Source organism: Nostoc sp., assembly GCF_036919815.1.
GTDB lineage: Bacteria > Cyanobacteriota > Cyanobacteriia > Cyanobacteriales > Nostocaceae > Nostoc.
This window is the reverse complement of the sequence record NZ_JBALCE010000040.1, coordinates 19,471-43,346: the sequence shown is the minus strand read 5'-3', so window position 1 is coordinate 43,346 and position 23,876 is coordinate 19,471. Positions and strand designations below refer to the sequence as shown.

The 23,876-nt window shown below is 43.9% G+C and carries 24 protein-coding genes; 12 read left to right on the top strand and 12 right to left on the bottom strand.

Annotation, left to right across the window (positions count from 1 at the left end):
* Positions 1-110 precede the first annotated feature (110 nt).
* Positions 111-866, top strand: coding sequence for a dienelactone hydrolase family protein (locus tag V7K15_RS10845; RefSeq protein ID WP_334905502.1), 756 nt, complete (start codon positions 111-113; stop codon positions 864-866).
* 347 nt (positions 867-1,213) lie between these two features.
* Complete coding sequence (locus V7K15_RS10840; protein WP_334905501.1) at positions 1,214-1,912, top strand: class I SAM-dependent methyltransferase; 699 nt, start codon at positions 1,214-1,216, stop codon at positions 1,910-1,912.
* Positions 1,913-1,991: 79 nt separating this feature from the next.
* Here V7K15_RS10840 and V7K15_RS10835 read toward each other — a convergent pair whose 3' ends face one another.
* The 3 genes from V7K15_RS10835 to V7K15_RS10825 form a co-directional block, all read right to left on the bottom strand.
* On the bottom strand, positions 1,992-2,147 hold the full coding sequence (locus V7K15_RS10835; protein ID WP_334905500.1) for a hypothetical protein: 156 nt from the start codon (positions 2,145-2,147) through the stop codon (positions 1,992-1,994).
* A 170-nt stretch (positions 2,148-2,317) separates the two neighbouring features.
* Positions 2,318-2,491, bottom strand: coding sequence for a hypothetical protein (locus V7K15_RS10830; protein WP_334905499.1), 174 nt, complete (start codon positions 2,489-2,491; stop codon positions 2,318-2,320).
* A gap of 18 nt (positions 2,492-2,509) precedes the next feature.
* A complete protein-coding gene (locus tag V7K15_RS10825; RefSeq protein WP_334905498.1) occupies positions 2,510-2,671 on the bottom strand; it encodes a hypothetical protein in 162 nt (53 codons plus the stop codon).
* A 117-nt stretch (positions 2,672-2,788) separates the two neighbouring features.
* On the opposite strand from V7K15_RS10825, the gene V7K15_RS10820 reads away from it, so the two are divergent.
* The 8 genes from V7K15_RS10820 to efeB all read left to right on the top strand — a co-directional run bounded on the left by V7K15_RS10820 (position 2,789) and on the right by efeB (position 10,362).
* Complete coding sequence (locus tag V7K15_RS10820; protein WP_334905497.1) at positions 2,789-3,640, top strand: ABC transporter ATP-binding protein; 852 nt, start codon at positions 2,789-2,791, stop codon at positions 3,638-3,640.
* Complete coding sequence (locus V7K15_RS10815) at positions 3,597-4,451, top strand: ABC transporter permease (RefSeq protein ID WP_334905496.1); 855 nt, start codon at positions 3,597-3,599, stop codon at positions 4,449-4,451. Before V7K15_RS10820 ends, V7K15_RS10815 begins: the two co-directional genes overlap by 44 nt.
* Before the next feature lie 19 nt (positions 4,452-4,470).
* Positions 4,471-4,944 (top strand): MarR family winged helix-turn-helix transcriptional regulator, encoded by a 474-nt coding sequence (locus V7K15_RS10810; protein WP_334905495.1) that lies wholly within the window; start codon positions 4,471-4,473, stop codon positions 4,942-4,944.
* On the top strand, positions 4,910-6,175 hold the full coding sequence (locus V7K15_RS10805) for an MFS transporter (RefSeq protein WP_334905494.1): 1,266 nt from the start codon (positions 4,910-4,912) through the stop codon (positions 6,173-6,175). The genes V7K15_RS10810 and V7K15_RS10805 overlap by 35 nt, the downstream gene beginning before the upstream one ends.
* Positions 6,176-6,654: 479 nt before the next feature.
* Positions 6,655-6,927, top strand: a complete 273-nt coding sequence (locus tag V7K15_RS10800) for a hypothetical protein (RefSeq protein ID WP_334905493.1) — start codon at positions 6,655-6,657, stop codon at positions 6,925-6,927.
* 82 nt (positions 6,928-7,009) lie between these two features.
* Positions 7,010-7,843 (top strand): iron uptake transporter permease EfeU, encoded by an 834-nt coding sequence (efeU, locus tag V7K15_RS10795; protein ID WP_334905492.1) that lies wholly within the window; start codon positions 7,010-7,012, stop codon positions 7,841-7,843.
* Between the two features lie 31 nt (positions 7,844-7,874).
* A complete protein-coding gene (gene efeO / locus V7K15_RS10790) occupies positions 7,875-9,065 on the top strand; it encodes an iron uptake system protein EfeO (protein ID WP_334905491.1) in 1,191 nt (396 codons plus the stop codon).
* A 28-nt stretch (positions 9,066-9,093) separates the two neighbouring features.
* The gene (gene efeB / locus V7K15_RS10785; protein WP_334905490.1) at positions 9,094-10,362 is read left to right on the top strand and encodes an iron uptake transporter deferrochelatase/peroxidase subunit; all 1,269 of its coding nucleotides are present in this window, start codon (positions 9,094-9,096) and stop codon (positions 10,360-10,362) included.
* A 382-nt stretch (positions 10,363-10,744) separates the two neighbouring features.
* Here efeB and V7K15_RS10780 read toward each other — a convergent pair whose 3' ends face one another.
* Entirely contained in the window at positions 10,745-11,095 is a 351-nt protein-coding gene (locus V7K15_RS10780; RefSeq protein WP_334905489.1) for a hypothetical protein, read from the bottom strand.
* A gap of 562 nt (positions 11,096-11,657) precedes the next feature.
* Entirely contained in the window at positions 11,658-13,406 is a 1,749-nt protein-coding gene (gene recN / locus V7K15_RS10775) for a DNA repair protein RecN (RefSeq protein ID WP_334905545.1), read from the bottom strand.
* Positions 13,407-13,686: 280 nt separating this feature from the next.
* On the opposite strand from recN, the gene V7K15_RS10770 reads away from it, so the two are divergent.
* On the top strand, positions 13,687-15,678 hold the full coding sequence (locus V7K15_RS10770) for an ABC1 kinase family protein (RefSeq protein ID WP_334905488.1): 1,992 nt from the start codon (positions 13,687-13,689) through the stop codon (positions 15,676-15,678).
* A gap of 99 nt (positions 15,679-15,777) precedes the next feature.
* Here V7K15_RS10770 and V7K15_RS10765 read toward each other — a convergent pair whose 3' ends face one another.
* From V7K15_RS10765 to V7K15_RS10750, 4 genes are all read right to left on the bottom strand, one after another.
* On the bottom strand, positions 15,778-16,161 hold the full coding sequence (locus tag V7K15_RS10765) for a type II toxin-antitoxin system VapC family toxin (protein WP_334905487.1): 384 nt from the start codon (positions 16,159-16,161) through the stop codon (positions 15,778-15,780).
* The gene (locus V7K15_RS10760; RefSeq protein WP_334905486.1) at positions 16,161-16,529 is read right to left on the bottom strand and encodes a hypothetical protein; all 369 of its coding nucleotides are present in this window, start codon (positions 16,527-16,529) and stop codon (positions 16,161-16,163) included. The genes V7K15_RS10765 and V7K15_RS10760 overlap by 1 nt, the downstream gene beginning before the upstream one ends.
* Positions 16,530-16,884: 355 nt before the next feature.
* Positions 16,885-17,319 (bottom strand): hypothetical protein, encoded by a 435-nt coding sequence (locus tag V7K15_RS10755; protein WP_334905485.1) that lies wholly within the window; start codon positions 17,317-17,319, stop codon positions 16,885-16,887.
* A gap of 209 nt (positions 17,320-17,528) precedes the next feature.
* Positions 17,529-20,288 (bottom strand): valine--tRNA ligase, encoded by a 2,760-nt coding sequence (locus tag V7K15_RS10750; RefSeq protein ID WP_334905484.1) that lies wholly within the window; start codon positions 20,286-20,288, stop codon positions 17,529-17,531.
* A 139-nt stretch (positions 20,289-20,427) separates the two neighbouring features.
* Here V7K15_RS10750 and V7K15_RS10745 point away from each other — a divergent pair, with 139 nt between their 5' ends.
* The gene (locus V7K15_RS10745; protein WP_334905544.1) at positions 20,428-20,793 is read left to right on the top strand and encodes a GxxExxY protein; all 366 of its coding nucleotides are present in this window, start codon (positions 20,428-20,430) and stop codon (positions 20,791-20,793) included.
* Between the two features lie 215 nt (positions 20,794-21,008).
* On the opposite strand, the gene V7K15_RS10740 is transcribed toward V7K15_RS10745, so the two are convergent.
* The 3 genes from V7K15_RS10740 to V7K15_RS10730 all read right to left on the bottom strand — a co-directional run bounded on the left by V7K15_RS10740 (position 21,009) and on the right by V7K15_RS10730 (position 23,440).
* Entirely contained in the window at positions 21,009-22,031 is a 1,023-nt protein-coding gene (locus V7K15_RS10740; protein ID WP_334905543.1) for a zinc-dependent alcohol dehydrogenase, read from the bottom strand.
* A gap of 97 nt (positions 22,032-22,128) precedes the next feature.
* The gene (locus V7K15_RS10735; protein ID WP_334905483.1) at positions 22,129-22,314 is read right to left on the bottom strand and encodes a hypothetical protein; all 186 of its coding nucleotides are present in this window, start codon (positions 22,312-22,314) and stop codon (positions 22,129-22,131) included.
* A 61-nt stretch (positions 22,315-22,375) separates the two neighbouring features.
* Positions 22,376-23,440 carry a glycosyltransferase family 4 protein gene (locus V7K15_RS10730; RefSeq protein ID WP_334905482.1) on the bottom strand — a complete coding sequence of 355 codons (1,065 nt, stop codon included), beginning with the start codon at positions 23,438-23,440 and terminating at the stop codon, positions 22,376-22,378.
* Positions 23,441-23,876: the final 436 nt, after the last annotated feature.

The following is a 23,876-nucleotide window of genomic DNA, read 5'->3' as shown; positions in this document are numbered from 1 at the left end:
GTGAAATACTACTCTTAAAACTACGGTAAATTGGTACATTTTAAGTAGTATTGTACAAAACTTACCATAAAACATCGTGTCCTCAAAGCAATTGCAGGCTAATCCCTAAAATGACAAACAGAGAAATTCGCACTGCTAAAGTTAAAGTGCCTAACGGAGATTTGCAAATTGATGCTTATTTAGCTGAACCAGCAAAAGAGGGAACATTTCCAGCCGTTATCGTGATTCAGGAAATTTTTGGCGTCAACATTCACATTCGGGAAGTTGCTGAGAAGTTCGCCAAAGAGGGGTATGTGGCGATCGCTCCGACTCTATTTCAACGCACCGCCCCTGGTTTTGAGGGTGGCTACACTCCTGAAGATGTCCAGCAAGGAAGAGGGTATAAGGAGCAGACAACAGCAGATGAAATATTAAGTGATATTAAGGCTGCGATCGCCTATTTAAGAACCTTACCAAATGTGCAAGGAGATGCGATCGGCTCTATTGGTTTCTGCTTTGGTGGTCACGTCGTTTATCTAGCTGCGACTTTACCAGATATTAAAGTTACAGCTTCCTTCTATGGTGGCGGTATTCCCAACTCAACTCCCGGCGGTGGACAAGCAACTATCACCCGCACTCCCGATATTAAAGGCCCCATTTACGCCTTCTTTGGTCTTGATGATCAGGGAATCCCTTTGGAGCAAACAGAACAGATTGAGGCTGAATTAAAGAAAAATCAGATTCCCCATGCTATCTTCCGCTATTCTGGAGCCGGACATGGCTTTTTCTGCAACCATCGCGCCAGCTACAATGCCGAAGCTGCTGCCGATGCTTGGAAAAACGTTCAAGAACTGTTCCAAAAGAACCTTCAGCTTCAAAAAGTCTAAATCTTTGGGTTAGAAGCAATACACCGCTAGAGCATCGATTCAGTAATCAAAGACCTAACCCCCCAGCCCCCTTTCCTACCAGGGAAGGAGGAGCCAAACTCCCCCTCTTTGCTTGCCTAACGGCAGGCTGACGCCAAGGCGAGGGGTTGGAAGCGCACATCTATCTGTGCGCCTCTACTGAACAGTATGCATCTTCATCAAATCGGCAAATATTAGCCAAATAGTCAAAAGTAAATAAAAATAAAGTATCACATCGATGATTACCGCCTTCAAACAGCCAATTCGCTGAAGAAAAAATTCTCGCTAAAAGTTATAACAACGTCAAATCTAAGCTTAATCAACTGAGAATGCACACGATAACAGATAATATTCTTCAGCAACAGATTGAATACTATCGCGCTAGAGCCAACGAATATGATCAGTGGTTCTATAGGAAAGGACAGTACGATCGCGGTACCCAAAACAACCAGCGCTGGTTTAATGAAGTAGCTGTAATCAAAAATACATTACACCAAATTGGGGTGGTGGATGATATTTTAGAGTTAGCGTGTGGAACAGGTATCTGGACGCAGGAGCTTTTAAGTATCGGTAAAAAAATTACTGCGATCGATGCCTCCCAAGAAGTGATTACAATTAATCGCTCGAAGTTAAATTCATCGAGTGTTGAATATCACCTCATGGATTTATTTACATGGCAACCTAACACTGAATTTGATTTAGTGTTTTTTGCTTTTTGGCTCTCTCATGTGCCGCCAAAATTACTCGATTCATTTTTGAAGAAAGTCTATCAATCTGTTCGCCTTGGTGGACAAGTATTTATCATTGACTCTTCCTTTGAACCGACATCTACGGCTAACAATCATATCCTTAAAGATGACGGAAACTTATATAAAACCCGGAAGTTAAATGATGGTCAAGAATTTCAGATTGTCAAAATTTTTTATCAGCCTGATCAACTTCAAGAGCAGCTAAACAAAACAGGTTTTCAGATTGATGTGAAGGTGACAGATAACTATTTTATCTATGCACATGGGAGAAAGATTTAAATAATTGGTAATTCGTAATGTGCTATACCCCGCTACGTCCCTTGGCGTCTCCTAGAGAAGACAGGATAGAACACTCAACTCATCGCTTTGCTGAAGGCAAAGAACCTCCGAAATCTCCGCCGTCCCAATCATAGCCATCAAGCCAGCCATCATCCTCAGCATCCCACAACAACATATATGCAAGTAATAAGGTATTGATAAATCGCTCTACAGGAATTTCCCAATGTTTAGCCATCTTGTCTAATTGCACTTTTGCTACTAAATTTGATGAGACAAAACATTGCAACACATCATCGTGGCTACAAGACTATCCAGCAATGAATTTATCAAAATAAGGTTTATATTTTTCTGTTGGATGAGGTTTCTTAAAGTTAGTGAAGCGAACATTTCTAAAAAAGTCTAGTTTTAGACCAGCAACAAGCCCATCAGAATCTTCACTATAAATCCATCAGAATCTTCACTATAAATATAGTAATAAAGTGAAGTACCTTGACCATTAAAACTGCGAGTAGCACGAATGATTCTAGGAGTGAGGAAATCATCTCCCTCAAAATCTGCGAGAACATCCTTTATTGCCATACAAACCGTGTTCAGTATTCAAGTATTATTCTTAGGGTTCCCAAAACAGAAGAAAACAATCCGCGTCAGCGTACTAGGTTTTGGCAGATTAGGATAGGCTCCCGTCAAGGTACTTGTGGGCGATGGGTAGACTGCGATCGCACTCAGTGAGACTTCGCCCATCAATAACTTCGCCGCCATTGTACTGAGTTTCCTTTTACTCTCATTCAGATTTTTGTAACAAGTCTATTGACTTCAGACAAGTATATTGAGAGACTAATAGTTAGTTAAGCTAATTATTGGAAGTGCATCAAACTTGTGACAATACTGACGGGAAAAATAAATCGGTCAGAACCTTCTAGCGAGGAAAGAGGGCTGATTTTGGAAACTCAGGGACTCACGCGCCGTTTTGGGAAGTTAACGGCTGTTAATAACCTGAGCATATCTGTGGAACAGGGTGAAGTATTTGGGCTGCTTGGGCCGAATGGGGCAGGGAAAAGTACAGTTATTAAGATGTTGACAACTTTACTGCCTCCCAGTGCAGGAACAGCAACTCTGGCTGGCTATGATGTGACTCACCAATCTAATCCTGTGAGACGGGCTATCGGCTATGTACCCCAGGCGCTCTCGGCTGATGGTAGCCTCACAGGTTACGAAAATCTCTTAATCTTCGCTAAGTTATATGGGATATCTGCCAAAGGACGCGATCGCCGGATCTATGAGATTCTAGAGTACATGGGTTTGCAAGATGCGGCGAAGCGCTTGGTACGAAACTACTCTGGTGGGATGATCCGCAAGCTGGAAATTGGCATCTCAGTGCTGCATCAACCCCAAATTTTGTTTCTTGATGAGCCGACTGTTGGACTCGATCCGATCGCTCGGACTCAAGTATGGCAGCTTGTAAAACAACTCTGTGCTGATTACGGCACAACTATATTTTTAACAACCCACTTTTTAGAAGAAGCGGACAGCTTATGTAACCGCGTGGCGATTATGCGACAAGGTGAAGTCGTAATCACAGGCGCACCAAGCGACTTAAAAGCTTCTTTAGATAAACCAAATGCAACTTTGGATGATGTCTTTATTCACTATACAGGCGACCAGTTAACATCAGGAGTCAACTACCGTGACACAGCAAGAACCAGACGTACTGCTCAACGGTTGGGTTAAAACCCCAGCTACTCACCGAGAAAATATCATCTCTGCAATTAAAGAGCTAGTTACGAAAACTTTAGCGATCGCAGAATTAGAAGTGCGTAAGCTTCGCCACGATCCCACTGATTTAATCGTCAGATCAGTGCAACCGTCATTATGGTTACTGATTTTTGGGCAAGTGTTCTCCAAACTTCACGAAATTCATACAGGGAACTTACCATATTTAGACTTTATGGCTGCTGGCATTCTCGCTCAAAGCGTGTTGAATGTGGCGATTTTCACCGGGGGAATGACATTAATTTGGGAGCGAGATTTAGGGATTGTACATAAATTTCTTGCTAGTCCGACACCCCGTATAGCAATGGTCTTGGGCAAAGCTTTAGCTTGTGGGGTACGGTGCTTATCACAGGTAGCAGTAATTTATGTATTGGCTTTTTTCTTAGGTGTAAAATTAAATCTCCATCTTCTACCTTTTCTGCAAGTCCTACTAATAGTCATGTTAGGCGCAGCTTGCTTTTGTCTTTTTTCATTAATTATTGGCTGTTTAGCAAAAACTAGAGAGCGGATGACAGGAATTGGACAAATGTTAACCATGCCGTTATTTTTTGCCAGCAATGCTATTTATCCGATCGCAATGATGCCCGACTGGTTAAAGTTTGTTTCTCACTTGAATCCCTTAACTTATCAGGTTGATGCCTTACGCAGCACAATGCTAGTAGATGGAATCAGCGTCTATGGTTTTGGTCTGGATTGTACAATTCTCTTATTAACATTAATAATCTTAACCATCATCGGTGGAAAACTTTATCCACGGGTGGCGATGTAATCAGGAGAACAACAAGCCCATGACCTTGGATAAACCTAATCAAGGTGCAACTTCCGAAGAATGTGCCGCTAGAGTCATGGACACAGTTCCATTAGTGATGCGATTTATCCGAGCAGATATGCGTGCCCACAGCGCTGCTTTTTTATCTATACCTCAGTTGCGATCGCTAGCATTTATCAACCGCAATCCTGGGGCTTCATTATCTGACCTAGCAGAGCATTTAGGTGTCACCTGTGCCACGACATCAGCAACCATAGAACGCTTAGTCCAACGCGATTTTGTCAAACGCTGCGATCATCCTCAAGAGCGGCGGCGGGTGTTGCTCAATCTAACTGAAGAGGGAAGACACCATCTCAAGCAATCCCAAGATCAAACTCGCGCTCATATTACCGATCTGCTGAAAGGTCTTACAGAAGAGCAAATTTCCAACATTGAAGAAGGCTTAACTCTACTAAAAAATGTCTTCGAGAAAACAGAACTCAAATCCCCATAACTCTGAGGTTGCACAGCATGATCCCTTTGCAGCCCTGAAGTTTCGAGACTATCGGCTATTTGCCATTGGACGGCTGGTGCTGTTCGTGGGGTCGCAAATGCAAACTGTAGCCATCGGCTGGGAACTCTATGAGCGGACTGACTCCGCGATCGCTTTAGGTGGCGTGGGGCTGGCGCAAGTCTTGCCGATGATTGCTCTCACCTTGATTGTCGGACATGTGGCCGATCGCCGCGATCGCAAACTGATCATCTTACTGTCGGTAATGTTGCTAGCTCTCTGCTCGCTGGCTTTGGGTGTACTTTCCTATACTAAAGGTGCAATTTTTCTGATTTACGCCTGCTTAGTATTAACTGGTATTGCTAGGGCATTTCTCAGACCTGCCAGTGATGCCTTCATGTGGCAGTTGATACCTGTTAGTGCTTTTACAAATGCAGCCACCTGGAATAGTAGTAGCTTTCAGTTAGCCGCAGTCATCGGCCCAGCCTTCGGAGGATTCGGGATTGCGTTGTTGGGAAGTGCTACAGGCGTATATATAGTAGCTGCGATCGCTGCGTTGCTGTGTTTTATTTTAACGCTGCCGATCAAAGAGGAAAAAGCTATTCGCTCAACCGAGCCAATCTCACTCAAAGCCCTGTCAGCTGGTGCTAAATTTGTTTGGCAGAATCAGTTAATTTTAGCCGCGATTACATTAGATATGTTTGCTGTATTGTTGGGTGGTGCGATCGCGCTCCTTCCCATATTTGCCAAAGATATTTTACATGTGGGGCCAGTGGAGTTGGGATACCTACAAGCAGCCCACTCTATCGGTGCTTTAACTATGGCGATTACCTTGGTGTATTTACCACCATTACGCAAAGCTGGGCCAGCCTTATTGTGGTCAGTGGTTGGCTTTGGTGTTGTGACAATTATTTTTGGGCTTTCTCGTTCGTTTTGGCTGTCTATGTTGATGCTGATCATTGGTGGCGCACTAGATAGTATTAGCGTTGTAATTCGTCATACATTAGTTCAAATCAGAACACCGGATCATTTACGTGGTCGCGTTGCTGCTATTAATAGCGTGTTTATTAGTGCTTCCAATGAGTTGGGGGGCTTTGAGTCAGGCTTAACTGCTGCCTTGTTTGGCCCAGTGATTTCAGTTGTAGGTGGTGGAATTGGCACAATTTTAGTAGTGATTGCTACAGCTATGATTTGGCCGGGAATTCGGAAGTTAGGGGCTTTGCAGGAGTATTAAACAAGCCGGAAGTCGGAAGCGATGCCCTGAGCTACGCCGTACCACTTCTCTACGAGACGCTCCGCGAACGTGGAAGCAAGCTACGCGCAGCGTCTCGTAGAGAAGGGTACAGTTTTGTAATGGGGATTTAGCGCAAAGTCAAGCCAGTGGATTGGGGAGCCAGTCCGTTGTGGGGGTTCCCCCCGTTGAAGGAACTGGGGTCGGGTTTCCTACTCTTGTTGGCGTTTTCTTAATTATCCAGGACTTACGCAAAAATCATCAAAAAGCTTAATTTATCGAACCGCCAAGTCGCCATCGCGCAGCGTCTCGTTAGAGAAGAACGCCGAGAATTCGTAGAGTATGCGTAAGTCCTATTATCGTTTGGTCGTAAATAGACGATGCTGTAGGGGTTTAGCATGCTAAACCCCTACGAAAGATGTGGTTTTTCACCTGATACACATTTGGTATTTCTTGCGTGTTACCCACCCCATAAGAAGTAGTTGAGTATTTTTTTATTTGGAAGTCTTTTAAGGCGCAATGCCATTGCATCGACTGGTTATGCCATTGCATCGACTGGTTATGCCATTGCATCGACTGGTTATGCCATTGCATCGGCTGGTTATGCCATTGCATCGACTGGTTATGCCATTGCATCGGCTGGTTATGCCATTGCATCGGCTGGTTATGCCATTGCATCGACTGGTTATGCCATTGCATCGACTGGTTATGCTCTGAGTCGGAATGAGAAAAACTTCATCAAGCTAGATTTTTAACTCGCTGTTATATACAAATTTTCTCAAGTAGGTTATTATTCTCATCAGGATTTGATAGTAATTATAACTAATAAGGTTATCCATGCTTTTTCCCTTCTTGATCATGTTCCGAGAGGGCGTTGAAGCTGCACTTGTCGTGGGGATAATTGCCAGTTATCTCAAACAAACTGGACGTACCCATTTGATGAAGTCAGTTTGGATTGGCATCGCACTAGCGAGTTTGATTTGTCTAGCTGCTGGGATTATTTTGCAAATAACCAGTCAGGAGTTTCCCCAGAAACAACAAGAATTATTTGAAGCGGTAATTTCCCTCGTTGCCGTTGGGGTTCTCACCTGGATGGTTTTCTGGATGCGCCGTGCGGCTCGTTCTCTGAAAGGGGAGTTACAGTCTCAAATTGAAACTGCGATTCAGTCAGGGGATAAATGGGGTACAGCATTAGTGTGGATGTCATTCTTTGCAGTACTGCGGGAAGGTCTGGAAACAGTAGTGTTTCTGCTGGCTACGTTTCAGCAAAATTTGGGAATTCAAGCTCCTGTGGGGGCATTATTTGGATATGCAGCCGCACTAGCCGTAGGTGTAGGCATCTATCAAGGTGGTATTCGCATCAACTTGAAGCGATTTTTTAAATGGACAGGAGCCTTTATTATCCTGGTTGCGGCTGGACTCTTTGCAAGTGGGGTGAGAGCTTTTCATGAAGCCGGAGTGTGGAATTTACTGCAAACAGTGGTATTCGATGCTAGCGGGGTACTTCCCAAGAACGGGTTTCTCGGTTCACTTTTGACAGGATTTTTTGGCTATAACGATACCCCAACTGTCAGCGAGGCGATCGCCTATTTTGGCTATCTAATTCCTACGATGTCGCTGTTCTTCTTAGGGGATAACGCTGGACAGAAGACTACAGCAAGGCATTATTAGCTACTTGAATAATTTTTAGGAAAATAGAAAAATGAAAAATGTTTTAAAGTATTCAACAATTATCTGTCTAATTGCCTTGACAGTAGCTGCCTGTGAATCGAACAAATCAAGCGATACTTCCGCGAGTAATTCTCCAGAAGCTAAAGTAGCTAGTGACACTTCTAGCAGCAATTTTACCGAAACTGCTTTGAGTGTGACAGATAAAGGTTGCGAACCGAATCAGCTGACAGTAGCATCTGGGCAAAACAGCTTTGTGTTGACCAACAAAAGCAGCCAACCTTTGGAGTGGGAGATTTTATCTGGGGTAAAAGTTGTTGAAGAAAAAGAAAATATTGCTCCTGGCTTCGTTCAAAAACTCAAAACCAATCTCGAACCGGGTGAGTATGACATGGCTTGCGGTTTACGCAGCAATCCCAAAGGGAAACTCACAGTGAAAGCGGGAGTTGGAGATTCTCAAGCCAAAGGGAGTGTAAATCAGGGTCAATTAGTCGGTGCGATCGCAGAATATAAAGTCTACGTCATCAAAGAAATTGATCAACTGGTTGCTAAGAACAAGATTTTCACAGATGCGGTGATTGCTGGCGATCTTGCTAAAGCTCAAAAAACCTATGCCTCTACTCATGTTCACTGGGAACGCGCCGAACCGATAGCTGAATTGTTTTCCGATCTCGATAAAACGATGGATTCCCGTGCTGATGACTTTGCCAAAAAAGAGGCCGATCCACAATTCACCGGATACCATCGCCTAGAGAAAGCTTTATTCCAGGACAAAACTACAAAAGGGATGAAACCCTTTGCCGAAAAGCTACACAAAGATGGACTAGAGTTACAAAAGCGCATTGCCACCTTGACTATTGAACCGAAAAATATGGTTGGCGGTGCTGCTGACTTGATTGAAGAAGTGGGTAAAACCAAGATTTCTGGAGAAGAAGACCGTTACAGCCATACTGACCTCTGGGACTTCAGCGCTAATGTAGATGGTTCCCAAAAGATTGTGGAGTTATTGCGCCCCGTCATCCAAAAAGCCAACCCCGAACTACTGGCGCGTGTGGATGCAAATTTCACCAAAGTTAACCAAAAACTTGCTAAATACAAAACCCCTGATGGTGGTTTTGCTACCTACGATAAGGTGAATGAAACAGACAAGAAAGAGATGAAAACAGCGATCGCTGCCCTTTCTGAAGATTTATCTCAGTTGCGCGGCACTCTGGGCGTTAACTAATTGATCAGAATTCCTAGAGGAGTAAATTATGTCTATTACAAAGCAACCAAGTTTACGCATAACTCCCCGCATCAGCCGTCGGGACTTGTTAATCGGTATGGCAGCAGCCGGTGGAGTAGCAGCTTTAACGACTTTGGGCTATCGTACTCTTCTGGGAACACCTCTTGACCCATCTGAAGAGGTCGTGCCGTTCTTTGGGCTTCACCAAGCAGGTATTCTTACCCCTACTCCTGCTTCTGGTTTGATGGTTGCATTTGATACAACTGCTGCAAATAAAGCAGATTTAGTGCGGTTGTTCAAAACTTTAACTGAGCGCATTCAGTTTCTCATGGCAGGGGGAACACCCAAGCAACGCGGCCCGAAATTTCCCCCCAGTGATTCGGGGATTATGGGACCTGCGATCGCTCCGAATAACTTGACAATCACCCTAGCTGTGGGTAACTCACTGTTCGATAACCGCTTTGGACTCGGCAACTTGAAACCCAAGCGGTTAGATACTATGCCAGGTTTTCCCAATGACCAGCTTGACCCAGATTTATGTCATGGGGATATACTGTTGCAATTCTGTGCGAATACTGAGGAATCGAATCTCCACGCTTTACGTGACATCATTAAGAACTTGCCTGACTTGATAACTTTGCGTTGGCAAATAGCCGGGTTTCTGCCGCCGAATACCCACAAAAAACAAGGCAAATCTACGGTGCGTAACCTGCTTGGTTTTAAAGATGGGACGGCAAATCTAGATGCTAGCGATGAAAAGTTGATGAGCCGGATTGTCTGGGTACAGCCAAATAGCAGCGAACCCGCTTGGACAGTCGGGGGAAGCTATCAAGTGGTGCGGGTGATCCGCAACTTAGTCGAACGCTGGGATCGTACACCACTACAGGAGCAAGAGACAATTATTGGCCGAAACAAGGAAATTGGCGCACCCTTGGGGATGAAGCACGAGAAAGATATTCCCAATTATGATCAAGACCCCAAAGGTCAACAAATCCGCCTAGATGCTCATATCCGCCTTGCTAATCCTCGTAAATCAGAGTCGAGTTTGATTCTGCGGCGTGGTTTCAATTATTCACGCGGGTTTGACAAAGCTGGACAGTTAGATATGGGTTTGTTGTTTGTCTGTTTTCAGGCTGATTTAGAAGAGGGGTTTGTGACAGTGCAAAATCGCTTGAAAGGAGAACCTTTGGAGGAGTACATTCGCCCCATTGGTGGTGGATATTTCTTTGCTTTACCTGGTGTTAAAGCTGAAGGAGGTTATCTCGGTCAGTCATTACTAGAAGCATCAACGGTGTAGATTTAAGGATTTCCAACAAATAAATTACTACTACTTGTCGAGTGGGCGTAGCCCAAGGCGGGTAAGATGCCATTGGTGTCAAGTTAAGAAAAATAGAAACTTGTCAAGTGGGTAAAATTAAATGATTAAACTTAACATCAGGGTGTTGAGAATAGCCATGAGTAATACCATTTCTTTTTGAAGATGCGCCTATGGGACTTACCCAAAACTGCGCTGTAGGGGCAATTCATGAATTGCCCCTACGTGAATAAAGCGCAGCCTCACATAGAATTGGTATAAGCCACGGAAGAAACAAGGAAATCCAGATTTTCGGCATCGAGTTACCGTCCCAGCCCCATCAAGTCAAGAGATAGAATCGCGGCTGTTTGGCTGTCTATTGGCACTAAGGAATCGGGAAACCGCCGCCACTAGCACCAAAATTTGGGATATTGCCATTAGCTGCGATACCATACTTAGCAAAGTCGAAGCTGCCTTCAGTTGGAATACCATACTTAGCAAAGTCGAAGCTGCCTTCATTTGGAATTGCGCTACCCAAATTCAAGCTGCCATTAATGGGAATACCATACTTAGCAAAGTCGAAGCTGCCTTCAGCTGGAATACCATATTTAGCGGAATCGAATGTGCCAGCCGTTGGTATGCCAAACGCGCCTCCAGGTGCGAACGGATCGCTGAGTTTGCCAGGATTAAGACTATCAAAGCCGTTAGTAGGAAAAGAATTTGGATCAAATGCCATGAGAGTTAATCCTCCTATTAGGATATAAATTTTGCGTAATCAAGGAATGTCAAGAAGGCACATTCCTTCGTAACTTTTGTTTTTTTGAATTGCTAATCTTGAGCTTTTCGGAGTGAATTACAGAGCATTTCCATGAAGTTTATTGATCAAACAGAAACTTGTAATTAACCCTAGCTTCTTGAGAAAATATATAAAAGTTAACTAATTTTTACAATGAAAAATCTTTAGATGGTTGTGTCAAATCTTTAGATACTTTTTCTCCTGTAATTTGCAGGGTAAACTCAGATAAATTGGTATAAATCGAGCTTGACAAATAGGCATTATGAGTACAAAGATAGCAACGGTGTCTTTGAAAATTTCAAGGAACAGATTGCTCTTGTATAGCAGTCGCCAAAGCCGTTAGCACAGTTCGCGGGAAACGCGCCTTCAAGAGCGTGATTACGAATAGACATAGGAGTGAAAAGAATCTAGAGACGGGTACGAAGTCCAATTTCTCGTCTCTACAAGAGTTCTAGATAACGCATATTTAATTTCTGGAGATGTCTAATTAGTAATTATTTGGTCAACTATGCTCCCCGCGACGGTGGTTGGCAGCTTGTAATAACAGAGATTCCGCAAAAGCGATCGCATCACTTGCAGATTTACCACCAGCTAACTGCGCTAATTCTTCTCGGCGTGTGGTTAAATTATCCAAGGTAGTAACTCTGACAACAGTACGCTGTTCGGCGTTGTCATTGTTGGCTTTTTTACCTTTACCTTGATTGATAGTTTGTTTATCTACGCGGAAATGCCGATCAGCCATGGCCGCAACTAAAGGCTGATGGGTAACACATAATACTTGGTTGCGTTGACTTAGTTGGTGTAATTTTTCGGCGATCGCTTGGGCTACCCTTCCCGAAACCCCGACATCAATTTCATCAAATACCATTGTCCCAGCCACATCAACCTGAGAAAAACAAGCTTTCAGCGCCAATAAAAAACGGCTCATTTCCCCACCAGAGGCAATTTCCGTTAAAGGTTGCAGTGGTTCTCCAGGGTTGGAACTAAACATAAAGGTAATTTTATCTGCTCCCATCGCAGTTGGTGAAGTAGGTACTATCTCAACCAGAAACTTTACCTTTTCCATCGCTAAGGGCTTGAGTTGAGCGATCAAACGTGATTCTAAATTAGTAGCCGCCTGACTCCGCAGTTGAGTTAACTGATTAGTTGCTTGGGTGAGTTTTTCAAAACACGCCTTTTCTTGCTGTTCCAAGTTTTCGATAGATTGTTCGCCATCGTTAAGTTGGGCTAATTCCCCTTGGATACGTTCGTAATAAGCGATCGCTTCTGTAAGTGTCGGCCCATACTTACGGCAAATTTGCTTTAATTCCTGAATCCGTTCTTCCACCTCTTCTAACCGATGCGGATCGGCTTCCAAACCATCACCATAGGCATTAATCTGCCTTCCCACTTCCATTACCGCAGCTTGCGCGTCCCTGACTAATTCCAATAGGGGTTGCAGCTGGGTATCATACTCCACCATGTCATTTAATGTCGCCTCACTGTTTCCCAATAAATCTGCGGCGGCTGGGGTTTCATTATCGTTTTGATACAAAGCCTGATAAACCTTGTAACTCATCTGTTGCAAATCGACGACATGATTCAGGCGTTCCCGTTCTTGTCCCAACTGTTCCAATTCATTAGCTTCGCACAGATTGGCTGCTCCCAATTCTTGCACTTGATAGGTGAGCAAGTCGAGTTGTTGTAACCGTTCCCGTTCTGATATCCGGCGTTTTTCTAATGCTAAATGCGCCTGTTGGTAAGTACCAAAGCTCGTGGCGACTTTATGGCGCTGCTGCATTAGAGAGTCGCCGCCATATAGATCTAACCAGTCGCGGACTTGAGCAGATTGTCCCACTTGTACAGTTTGACCTTGGGCTGTAATTTCCACCAAGCGATCGCGCATTCCTCCCATAATCTGCCGATTTACCAGCACGCCATTTACCCGCGATCGGCTGCGGATATTACTAGTACTGGCTGTGATTTCTCGGCTAATAACTACGGAATTTTCATCAAGCAAATCTATTTCTTGTTCAGTCAACCAAGCAGCTAGGGGAGCGTTTGAGGTGAAAGTCGCTTCTACCATCGCCCGACTTGTCCCCGTGCGAATGACTCGACTAGAGACTTTACCACCCAAAGCAGCATCAATGGCATCCAAGATAATCGATTTTCCAGCGCCGGTTTCACCTGTCAACACATTTAGTCCCGCGCCAAATTCCAATTCCAGTTGGTCAATGAGGGCAAAGTTTTCAATTCGCAGACAAAGCAACATCAAGCCAAATTCTCCATGAGGGCAGATGCCAAATACTTCCAATTTACAGGACAATAAATATGAGCTTTCAGCAACTAGCAATAGCTACTACTATTGAACTAGTATGCCCATTTAAGTGTAGCAGACCTATTGGTACTGAAGACTTTTAAGAGGGAGAGGAGTCGCAAAGCAGGGGAGCAAGTGGGAAATAATCAATGCTCAATCCCCAATGCCCCATGCCCAATTCCTCAACATATTGTTACAATACTTAACGTGATCGTTCTGACTGGTGGCCTTCTTCATGATTGTTAAGACACTTCCCCCTAGTTCCCGACCGATTTCGGAGGACAGTCGCAACGGCACAAATGGCCGAGGTGAACTGGACGTTATTGATATAGTGCCAGAAAAAAATGGTATACAAGACTTGGTTGTGCAATCACCAAGCCTCTTAGCCGCCCAAAAGCTGAGGACAACTGCCCAACCGGAAACGCTTTACGATCCCCTGAGCATAGGGGCGCATTACCAAAACAGACCCCTACAAGTTATCAGGCGGATTTTTGCGGTGTTGGGGCCGAGTATATCCTTTGCTTTTGGGTTGTGGTCGGATAGTAAACGGGGAATTGTCGTCAAAAATGACCGCCGCCGAGCCACTCAGCTACGAGTATTGCTGACCAAACTGGGGCCTGCTTACATCAAAATTGGACAAGCTTTGTCCACCAGACCGGATCTGGTTCCTCCGGTATACCTAGAAGAATTAACTAAGCTACAAGACCAATTACCGCCTTTTGCCAACGAAATTGCTTACCAGTTTATCAAAGAAGAACTAGGTGCGCCTCCCCAACAGGTTTACGCCGAACTCTCAGCCCAGCCAATTGCTGCGGCTTCATTGGGGCAAGTCTATAAAGGTAAGCTAAAAACTGGTGAAGAAGTCGCCGTTAAAATCCAACGCCCTGACTTAAGAGAGGGAATCACCATTGACTTGTATATCTTGCGTAAGCTGGCTGGTTGGGTGCAGAAAAAAGTTAAACGGGTAAGAAGCGACTTAGTTGGGATTCTGGATGAATTAGGCGATCGCATTTTTGAAGAGATGGACTACATCCACGAAGGCGAAAATGCCGAGCGATTTTTCCAGCTATACGGTCATATCAAAGACATATATGTACCGAAAATTTACTGGGAATATACTAATCGTCGCGTCTTGACGATGGAGTGGATTAACGGCACCAAATTAACTCAGACAGAAGAAATTAGCGCTCAAGGTATAGATGCTCGTTACCTAATTGAAGTGGGTGTGCAGTGTTCCCTACGCCAGTTGTTAGAACATGGATTTTTCCACGCCGATCCCCACCCTGGTAATTTATTAGCAACACCAGATGGCAAATTGGCTTATCTCGACTTTGGGATGATGAGCGAGATTAAGCCACTACAGCGTTATGGTTTGATTGAAGCGATCGTCCATGTCGTCAACCGCGACTTTGAAGGATTAGCAAAAGACTACGTTAAGTTAGATTTCTTATCACCAGAAACCGATTTAACACCAATTATCCCAGCTTTTGCCAGAGTCTTTGCTGATGCCCAAGGAGCCAGTGTTGCCGATCTGAATATTAAAAGCATCACCGATGAACTATCGGCTTTGATGTATGAATATCCTTTCCGCGTACCGCCCTACTACGCCTTAATTATTCGCTCCCTGGTGACGCTCGAAGGTATTGCAATATTTATAGATCCCACCTTTAAAGTTCTCAGTGAAGCTTATCCTTACGTTTCTAAACGCCTGTTAACTGATCCAGCACCGCAATTAAGAGCATCATTGCAAGATTTGCTATTTAAAGATGGCAGATTTCGCTGGAATCGCTTAGAAAACTTGTTACGAAATGCGCGTAATAGTCAAGATTACGACTTTAATTTAGTGCTGAATCAGGGAATAGAATTTCTGGCATCTGAACGCGGCGCTTTCATTCGTGACAAGTTAGTAGATGAATCTGTTAACGGACTCGATGCTTTAGGTAAAAATGTTTTGCATAACTTTACCTCCTTGTTGCGGGAACGGGTAGGATTGAGAACAGTTAATGAAACTCCATCGGCCACAGGTGAGCAACAACAAACCTTGGAGCATATCAAACGTATATTAGGTATTCTCCGAGAAACAAAAGGCTTTGATCCTGTGCAAATTGCGCCTAAAATTGCCCAGTTATTGGTAAATTCAGATGTGCAACGTTTAGGTCAACAAATTGCCAACCGCTTCACGCAAAAGGCTGTAGCTAGGTTAATTCGGCAATTATTGGCATCGTAGTAAGAGTTATGAGATGAACTACCTCTAGCTGGCTTTGCCATCGCTAGAGGTTTCTACATCCTCTAATACTTTGTTGGCATAGCATTACAATCTTTTTAATTATTTTGTAGCAAATAAAACTGCTACTCCATATTTTACAAATTGAGTATCAGAAGTAATTATAACCATCTTTTCTAACATCGCTTGTGCTATTAAAAGTCTATCAAAAGGGTCTTTATGATGTTCAGGTAGTGATGCTGCTTTAACAGCGTGGTGTTCTGTTATTGATAAAAAACTAAACTGAGTATCAATAATAGCTTGTAATAAATTCTCTGGAGTTTTAAGCTGTCCTTTTTTTCTTTTTATTTCTATTTCCCAAACACTAACAGCACTAACAAACACTTTATTTGAAGAATCTAAAATTTGCTCACGAGCTTCAGGTAAAAGACAAGGGTTATCTTCAAGTGACCATATTAAAGTACAGGTATCAAGCAACAATTCCATTATTCTTCTATACCAAATTCCGAAAGGATCTCACTTGATGTTTTATAGAAATCCTCTGATATTTCTACCTGCCCTTTCCAAATACCTAAACTTCTAGAAGACTTTTGAGTAGAATGAATTTTTTTTAGTTCACCAATTTCACAAGTGAATACAGGTGAACTAACTACATTCGATTCAGTAATTCGTAAGGTTTTAGGAATAGTTTTTTGAGTAGTTATTTTATTCTCAAAACTAGTTAACTGATGATAATTAAAAACATTCGTATCATCACTAAAAGCAATAGTTTTAAGATGATCAATATACAAATTTTCTTCTTTAATATCGGTTAAACCTTGTTTTATAATAATAGAATTAATTTCTTCTTTCAACGATTGTAAGTCTGAAATAGTTAAAGAAGATAGTATGGAAGATATTAAACGTGCCTTCTCGCTAATATACATAATATTATTAAGTGTAAAATCAACAACAATTAACAGCTAAAGACGAAATTTTTATTTCACCACTATTTTAACAAAGTATGTTCAGTTTAATTCCCCTGCCTAAGAATGGCAGAAAGTTTTGTGGCTCTTGTCTTTATCCCCGTTACAAAACTGTACCCTTCTCTTCTCCCAAGGGGAGACGCTACGCGAACGAGAGGCTTCTCTTTCAGAGACGCTAACGCGAACGGCAACGGCGTAGCTCAGGGCATCGCTTCCGACTTCCGACGAACGACTTCCGACTTATTTAACTTTCTTCTTGGGGATAACCATTTTTCTCACGTTTGAGGCTTTCTTCTAAGGCTTGAATTTGTTCACGACGAGCTTCCAATTCTAAAGAACGTCGCGCTAAGTCTTGGTTTTGCAACGTCAGGGATTGTCGCCAATGTTCGGCTCGCTCGGCTTCCTGCTGCAAAAATTCCGGGGTAATGCCGATAGTCAGGTAGTTTTGTACCAAATGAAGTACCCAGTTGGTGGCATCTTCTATTCTTTCAATGTCGCCTGTAGGGGAAAGTTCGACTAAAATAAGCAAGTTTTCACTCATCATCTTTCCCTTTCCTAGCAGAATGAAAGCTTCTTCGGGAATTATCGCCCACAAGTTATCAGCTTCTTGACGCGCTAACAAGCGTAACTGGTGCTGGTCTAAAAAATCGTTTTTACGCACCTGGGCTAGATATAGCATGAGGGTCGGTTCGCTCCAATTGAAAATCACCGAAGTTCAGATCGCCGCCAGCCTACGCAGTCTGGGAAAATTGCTCCTCTTCTCCCATCGCGCAGCGTCTCGTAGAGAAGGGGAGACAAATTTGGATCTTGTTAATTGGTAATGGGTAATTGGGAATTATTGACACTCCGATTACCCATTACAGTTATCCTAAGCGATGCAGGCGATGCCTACGACAACGCCTGAAGGCGATCGCGCAAAATTTCTACTTGCTTCTGTGCTTCAGCTAAAGCGTCCCGCGCCCCTTGTACCACGTCTGTTCTAGCTCTATCCACAAAACTAGGATTGTTTAATCTGGCACTCAAGGATTGAACTTCTGCTTCAGCTTTGCTCAAGCTTTTCTCTAGTTTGGCACGCACAGCTTCAATATCGACTACGCCGCTCAGAGGAATTAGCACTTGTATTGTACCAATCACACCAGCGATCGCATTTTCTGATTCTTGTGGTTGTTCTGCAGCAACAGTTTCGCTTTTTTGCTTGTCAGTAATGGTTAAAGTCTCAACTTTCGCCAAATCTTTAATGTAATCCTGTCCAGCAGTGAGAATTTCCCGCTCCTTCTGGCTTTCAGTTTGCAAATTCGCTGTCACTTTTACGCCTGGTTTAATATCCGCTTCCGCACGCAAATTCCGAATTGTGCGGATAGTGCCAATCAGCAATTCAAATTGTTCTTCCAAAGCTGCATCAATTAGGTTTGCATCCACCTGGGGATAGATTTGTAATGGTAAAGTTTGCGGTGAATCTGCTGGTTGTTGGGTGAGAGTTTGCCAAATTTCCTCGGTAATATGAGGCATGAAGGGATGAAGTAGTTTCAAAATCCCTTCCAATACGTAGCCAAGAGTTTGCTGTGCTACCCGCCGCGACGTCGGTTCTGCATCTTGCTGAAGGCGAGATTTCACCAGTTCAATATACTGATCGCAGAAATCACCCCAGATAAATTCGTAGAGTCCTTTTGCTGCTTCCCCTAAACCGTAATTATCGATGTAATTGGTGGTTTGTTTGACAACTTGATGATAGCGCGAGAGAATCCAGCGATCGCTCAATTCATTGCTGAGTCGTTGACCAAGTTGTTGCGGCGTTTGTCCATCCAAATTCATCATCACAAACCGGGCAGCATTCCACAACTTGTTAGTAAAGTTGCGAGACGCCTCCACCGATGCTGATTCATCCTTTTTGCGATCGTACTCCAATCTCATATCTTGACCAGCCCCCGCCACTTCCCGAATTAGGGTATACCGCAGGGCATCAGTACCATATTTGTCAATTAATAACAACGGGTCAATACCATTACCTTTGGTCTTAGACATCTTTTGACCTTTTTCATCCAGCACTAAACCGTGGATGTAAACCGTTTGGAAAGGCATTTGCCCAGTAAGATGCCCAGCCATCATTGTCATTCTGGCTACCCAGAAAAAGATGATGTCAAAGCCTGTTACTAAAGTGGTAGTCGGGTAGTAAGTTGCTAAATCCTGAGTTTGTTCCGGCCAGCCCAAAGTCGAAAATGGCCAGAGTCCAGAAGAAAACCAAGTATCTAACACATCTGGGTCTTGTTCTAAGTTGACATTTTCCCCAAATTGTGCTTTAGCTTTCTCCCAAGCTTCAGTTTCCGATTTCGCCACCACAAACGGGGTGTTATCGGTAATTTGCCCATCCGTTTCACTGACAGCATACCAAGCCGGAATTTGGTGTCCCCACCATAATTGGCGAGAGATACACCAATCATTGAGTTTTACTAGCCAATCACGATAAACCTTAGTCCAGCGTTGGGGGACAAACCCTGGAGAGTTTTGCTGGTAGAGGAATTCGAGAGTTTTGTCAGCTAGGGGGCGAATTTTGACAAACCACTGAGTTGAGAGGAGAGGTTCAATGGGAACTTTACCGCGATCGCTGTAGGGAACGGTATGCTTATAATCTTCTATCTTCACCAAAAAGCCATCTGTTTCTAGGCGAGAAACCACATTCTTTCTAGCAACAAAGCGGTCTTGTCCTTGAAACTCTCCAGCGTTGGCGTTGAGAGTGCCGTCTTTATTCATAATATTGATCAACGGCAGATTGTGACGCTTACCCATGTCAAAATCATTCAGGTCATGGGCGGGAGTCACCTTCACGCAACCCGTACCGAAAGTGGGGTCAACAAATTCATCGCCAATAATCGGAATTTCTCGGTGTAGAATCGGCAGAGTTAAAGTTTTGCCAATGAGATGTTTGTAGCGATCGTCATTGGGATTAACCGCTACAGCCGTATCGCCCAGCATCGTTTCTGGTCTAGTTGTCGCCACCTCCACAAAACCAGAACCATCGGTGAGGGGATAGCGGAAATACCAAAGATTCCCATTAACCTCCTGATTTTCCACCTCCACATCAGACACAGCCGACTGGGAAGCTGGACACCAGTTAACTAAATATTCACCACGATAAATTAAGCCTTCCTCGTAAAGACGAGTAAACGCCTCCACAACAGCTTTAGATAAACCCTCATCCAGAGTAAACCTTTCCCGTGACCAGTCCACCGAGACACCCAAACGTCGTAGCTGATTCAGAATCGTTCCCTCAGACTCCGCCTTCCATTGCCAAGCGCGTTCTAGGAACTTCTCGCGCCCCAACTCGTAGCGAGTCTTACCCTCTGTCTTGAGTTGCCTTTCCAGCATAGTATGCACAGCAATGCTGGCATGGTCAGTTCCGGGTAGCCACAGGGTATTGCGCCCCTGCATCCGGTGGTAGCGCACCAGGGTATCAATCAAGGCACTTTCAAAAGCGTGACCCATGTGTAAGCTGCCGGTGACATTCGGCGGGGGAATGACGATGCAGTAGGGTTCGCCGCCTTTGTTGGGGTCAGCTTTGTAAACTTGGTTGTCTTCCCAGAATTTTTGCCACTTGGCTTCAGTGGAAAAGGGGTCGTAGAGACTGGGGAGATTGGGAATGATTGCGGTCATGCAGGGCAAATTAAGGAAGGACTTTAATAAATTTTGCCACAGGGTTGGAGAGGGTTTATATGGAAACGAACCGCCTTCGCGCTTCGCGTCTCGTAGAGAAGACGCCAAGGACGCCAAGAGAAGGGAGCCAAGTGAGGAGCTGGATAGACTCGCTTACGCTGTGATTGGGGCGGCGATTGAGGTACATAAGGTGTTGGGGCCAGGGTTTTTGGAGGAGGTGTATAAGGAGGCGCTAATTATAGAATTTTTCAGGTGCGGGATACCTCATGTGGTTGAGAAGTCGGTAACAGTAAATTACAAAGGACATGAAGTAGGCAAGGGTAGATTAGATTTTCTAGTTGCCAATTGTCTAATTGTGGAATTAAAAGCTGTCCAAAATTTAGCCCCAATCCACGAAGCTCAAGTCCTCTCCTACCTGAAAATGACTAATTACCCCTTAGCCCTTCTCATCAACTTTAACGTCCCCCTCCTCAAAGACGGCATCAAACGCATTATCCTCTCTTAATCTTCTCTTGGCGCACTTGGCGGCTTGGCGGTTCGTCGCCCAAAGCCAAATGTTCAGTAAGGTATTCACTTGCGCTCGGATTTCTGCGGCAACCGCATTTGTTATATCAGGAACCACATTTGCTATATCGGCAATGCCTACGCTTGGCTACGTCTACGCAATTGCTGATTGCGTTTATCCTCTAAAGTTTACCTCCTACCTTTCTTTGCAAAAAACTAAGGAATCATCGCTACCTTAATCACCTGACGCGCCTTCATCTCATAAAACACCTGTTCTAAATCTTTTAACGATCGCTGTTCACTAATAAGTAACTCAAAAGGAATTTTGCGACTAGCAATCAATGCAAGCGCCTGCCGCACATACTTTGGTGTATTATGAAACACGCCTTTGATGGTAAGCTCGCTGTAGTGTAGCTGTTCTGTATTCACGGTAATGCTGGTATCCCGTGGACATCCACCGAATAAGTTGACTGTTGCACCAGGACGGGCGCAGGCGATCGCAGTTTCCCAAACACTTGGTACACCAGTTGCTTCAATCACTACATCTGCGCCCCATCCTTGGGTGAGTTCTTTCACCACACTGGGAATATCCGAGATTTGATGATAATTAAAGGTCTGAGTAGCACCCAATTTCTGACCAATTTCTAGCCTGTGGTTATTACCTCCCCACAGCAAAACCTCAGCTTTCCCACTCAACGCCGCCACAAACATCAGCCCGATCGCCCCATCTCCTAAGACGACTACTTGATCTTTAGCTTTGACGTTAGAACGCGCTACACCATGCAACACACAAGCTAAGGGTTCCGTCATCGCTGCCAATTCCCACGGCAACTCATCAGGAATTTGCAACAAATTATGCTGTACTATAGCTGCGGGAATTTTCAGGTATTCCGCAAAAGTCCCGTTATTCCACGTCAGGTTCGGACATAATGAATACTCTTGGCGTTGACAAAAAAAGCACTTTATGCAGGGGGCGGAATTATTAGCGACAATGCGATCGCCTATTTGCCAACCAGTGACACCTGCACCCAAGGCAACAATTCGCCCAGCAGCTTCATGACCAAACAGCGTCGGCGGTATCAGCATTTTGGCATGACCACCACGCCGCCAGACTTTCAAATCTGTACCACAAGTTGTTGCTGCCCCCACCTGGATCACAACTTCGCCAGCCGCCGGAGTGGGGTCAGCAACCTCCTCTAGGCGTAAATCTTCTTGACCATAAAGTAACGCTGCTAACAAAACTTTAAACCTATCAATTAGCTCCATCCGATTTTATCAGTTGGAGCTAATTGATAAATGTAAACTCAATTTCTAGTAGGCTTTATATGTTGAAAAACTAGCTATTCACTGCTGGCTGGGGAACCACTCCGGTGTTCCGGGTTTCCACATTTGGCAAGCGAGTAACCGTTAATAGCGGTACTTCTTGTCGGCACGACAGGCAAAACCAATATAGTTCACCATGACGGGCATGACGCAGGAGGGGACCACCGCAACATAAGCAGGTGTTGGCTCTCGTACTCATACGAATGTCCTCCTTAAAAAAAGTTATTGTTTAAGCTGGATAAAAAAGCAGTTGATTAAAACTAGATTTTGGCAGCACGAATGCGGCCATTTGATTCTATGCGCTCTTTAATAATTTGTCTGTAAACAGCTTCGTATCCGTTAACCATTTGGCTAACGCTAAACTTGTTCTCCACATATTTTCGACAGGTTTGACGATTGAGTTCCAAAGCTAGTGGAATCATTGCCGCCATTTCTGTATAGCTTTTGCAGATAAAACCTGTTTTATTATGAGCAATCACTTCAGGTACAGAGCCGAAATTCATGGCAATCACTGGTGTACCAGTTGCCATTGATTCAATCATTACTAAGCCAAAAGGTTCTTGCCAGTTAATCGGGAAAAGAGTTATGGCAGCATTGCCCAGAAGTTCAGTTTTTTCGGCGTGGTTAATTTCGCCTAGATATTCAATTTGCTGACCATCTATCAGGGGGGCAATTTCTTGTTCAAAAAACTTCGAGTCTGCTAAATCAACCTTTCCTGCCATCTTCAAGGGCAAACCACTCTCTTTAGCAATGGCGATCGCATGTTGTGGCCCTTTATCTGGTGAAAAACGGCCTAAAAACGCCAAATACTGAGGTTCTGACGGTTGGGCTACAAATGGATAATCTGCTAGCTCAATTCCGTTATAAACTGTGCCAATATAATTGAGATCGATTTGACGCTGCGAGTTACTAATGCTGACGTAGGGTTGCTTTTGGTGGTAACTAAATGCGTGACGGTTGTCCGTTGTAAAATTATTGTGCAGAGTGTGGACTGTAGAAGTTGCTGTTATCAAACTCGCTAAAGCTAATGCCGAAATCCCTACATGAGAATGGATAATATCGAATTGGGCAGCACCTTGGTAAACTTGGCTCAGTTCCAGCATTTCGTAGACTGCATAGTCTTTCACATTTGGGTCTAAGCGCAATGCCCGTGGATAAACTGCTTCTAGGTGAGCCAAAGTTTGAGAATCGCCAGAGGCAAATAAAGTTACCTCATGACCGCGACGAACAAGTTCATCAGTCAAGCGACTCACTACCAGTTCGATTCCTCCATAACTATGAGGTGGAACCCTTTCCCATAAGGGGGCAACTTGAGCGATTTTCATAAGTTGTTTTGGTTCAGTCTCTGAAATTGTCCTCTATATAATGAGCAACATCATTATATTATGAGGAAAGAGGATTTGTACTTACTCTTTTGACATTTAAATTAACCTAACAGGCTACCAAAAGCGCAATAACGGTTAACCCTAAGGCAAATTATCTACCGACAAATCTAAACGACTATCGGCAAAAGTCAACCATGAGCTACACTTCTAACCGTATCGCTAATCTATTACTTATTACATCTGTCTTGGGGATCATAATGAGGGAGAATATTTTGTATCAGAACTGACAAACTTGAAGATTTTGTAGCTGACAACACTAAATTAGGCAATGGGATCAAGTCATTAGAGCTTCCTTTAAAGGTAATTGGGAAACTGAACAGAAATTATAAGTATTAAGTAATTGTACAAAAATTACACAAATGTAATTAGTAATTTA

What these genes read in the sequence shown, in the direction of transcription:
- V7K15_RS10845 (WP_334905502.1), top strand. Translation starts at nt 111, where the DNA reads ATGACAAACAGAGAAATTCGCACTGCTAAAGTTAAAGTGCCTAACGGA.
- V7K15_RS10840 (WP_334905501.1), top strand. Translation starts at nt 1,214, where the DNA reads ATGCACACGATAACAGATAATATTCTTCAGCAACAGATTGAATACTAT.
- V7K15_RS10835 (WP_334905500.1), bottom strand. Translation starts at nt 2,147, where the DNA reads ATGGCTAAACATTGGGAAATTCCTGTAGAGCGATTTATCAATACCTTA.
- V7K15_RS10830 (WP_334905499.1), bottom strand. Translation starts at nt 2,491, where the DNA reads ATGGCAATAAAGGATGTTCTCGCAGATTTTGAGGGAGATGATTTCCTC.
- V7K15_RS10825 (WP_334905498.1), bottom strand. Translation starts at nt 2,671, where the DNA reads ATGGCGGCGAAGTTATTGATGGGCGAAGTCTCACTGAGTGCGATCGCA.
- V7K15_RS10810 (WP_334905495.1), top strand. Translation starts at nt 4,471, where the DNA reads ATGACCTTGGATAAACCTAATCAAGGTGCAACTTCCGAAGAATGTGCC.
- V7K15_RS10805 (WP_334905494.1), top strand. Translation starts at nt 4,910, where the DNA reads ATGTCTTCGAGAAAACAGAACTCAAATCCCCATAACTCTGAGGTTGCA.
- efeU (WP_334905492.1), top strand. Translation starts at nt 7,010, where the DNA reads ATGCTTTTTCCCTTCTTGATCATGTTCCGAGAGGGCGTTGAAGCTGCA.
- efeO (WP_334905491.1), top strand. Translation starts at nt 7,875, where the DNA reads ATGAAAAATGTTTTAAAGTATTCAACAATTATCTGTCTAATTGCCTTG.
- efeB (WP_334905490.1), top strand. Translation starts at nt 9,094, where the DNA reads ATGTCTATTACAAAGCAACCAAGTTTACGCATAACTCCCCGCATCAGC.
- V7K15_RS10780 (WP_334905489.1), bottom strand. Translation starts at nt 11,095, where the DNA reads ATGGCATTTGATCCAAATTCTTTTCCTACTAACGGCTTTGATAGTCTT.
- recN (WP_334905545.1), bottom strand. Translation starts at nt 13,406, where the DNA reads ATGTTGCTTTGTCTGCGAATTGAAAACTTTGCCCTCATTGACCAACTG.
- V7K15_RS10770 (WP_334905488.1), top strand. Translation starts at nt 13,687, where the DNA reads ATGATTGTTAAGACACTTCCCCCTAGTTCCCGACCGATTTCGGAGGAC.
- V7K15_RS10765 (WP_334905487.1), bottom strand. Translation starts at nt 16,161, where the DNA reads ATGGAATTGTTGCTTGATACCTGTACTTTAATATGGTCACTTGAAGAT.
- V7K15_RS10755 (WP_334905485.1), bottom strand. Translation starts at nt 17,319, where the DNA reads ATGCTATATCTAGCCCAGGTGCGTAAAAACGATTTTTTAGACCAGCAC.
- V7K15_RS10750 (WP_334905484.1), bottom strand. Translation starts at nt 20,288, where the DNA reads ATGACCGCAATCATTCCCAATCTCCCCAGTCTCTACGACCCCTTTTCC.
- V7K15_RS10735 (WP_334905483.1), bottom strand. Translation starts at nt 22,314, where the DNA reads ATGAGTACGAGAGCCAACACCTGCTTATGTTGCGGTGGTCCCCTCCTG.
- V7K15_RS10730 (WP_334905482.1), bottom strand. Translation starts at nt 23,440, where the DNA reads ATGAAAATCGCTCAAGTTGCCCCCTTATGGGAAAGGGTTCCACCTCAT.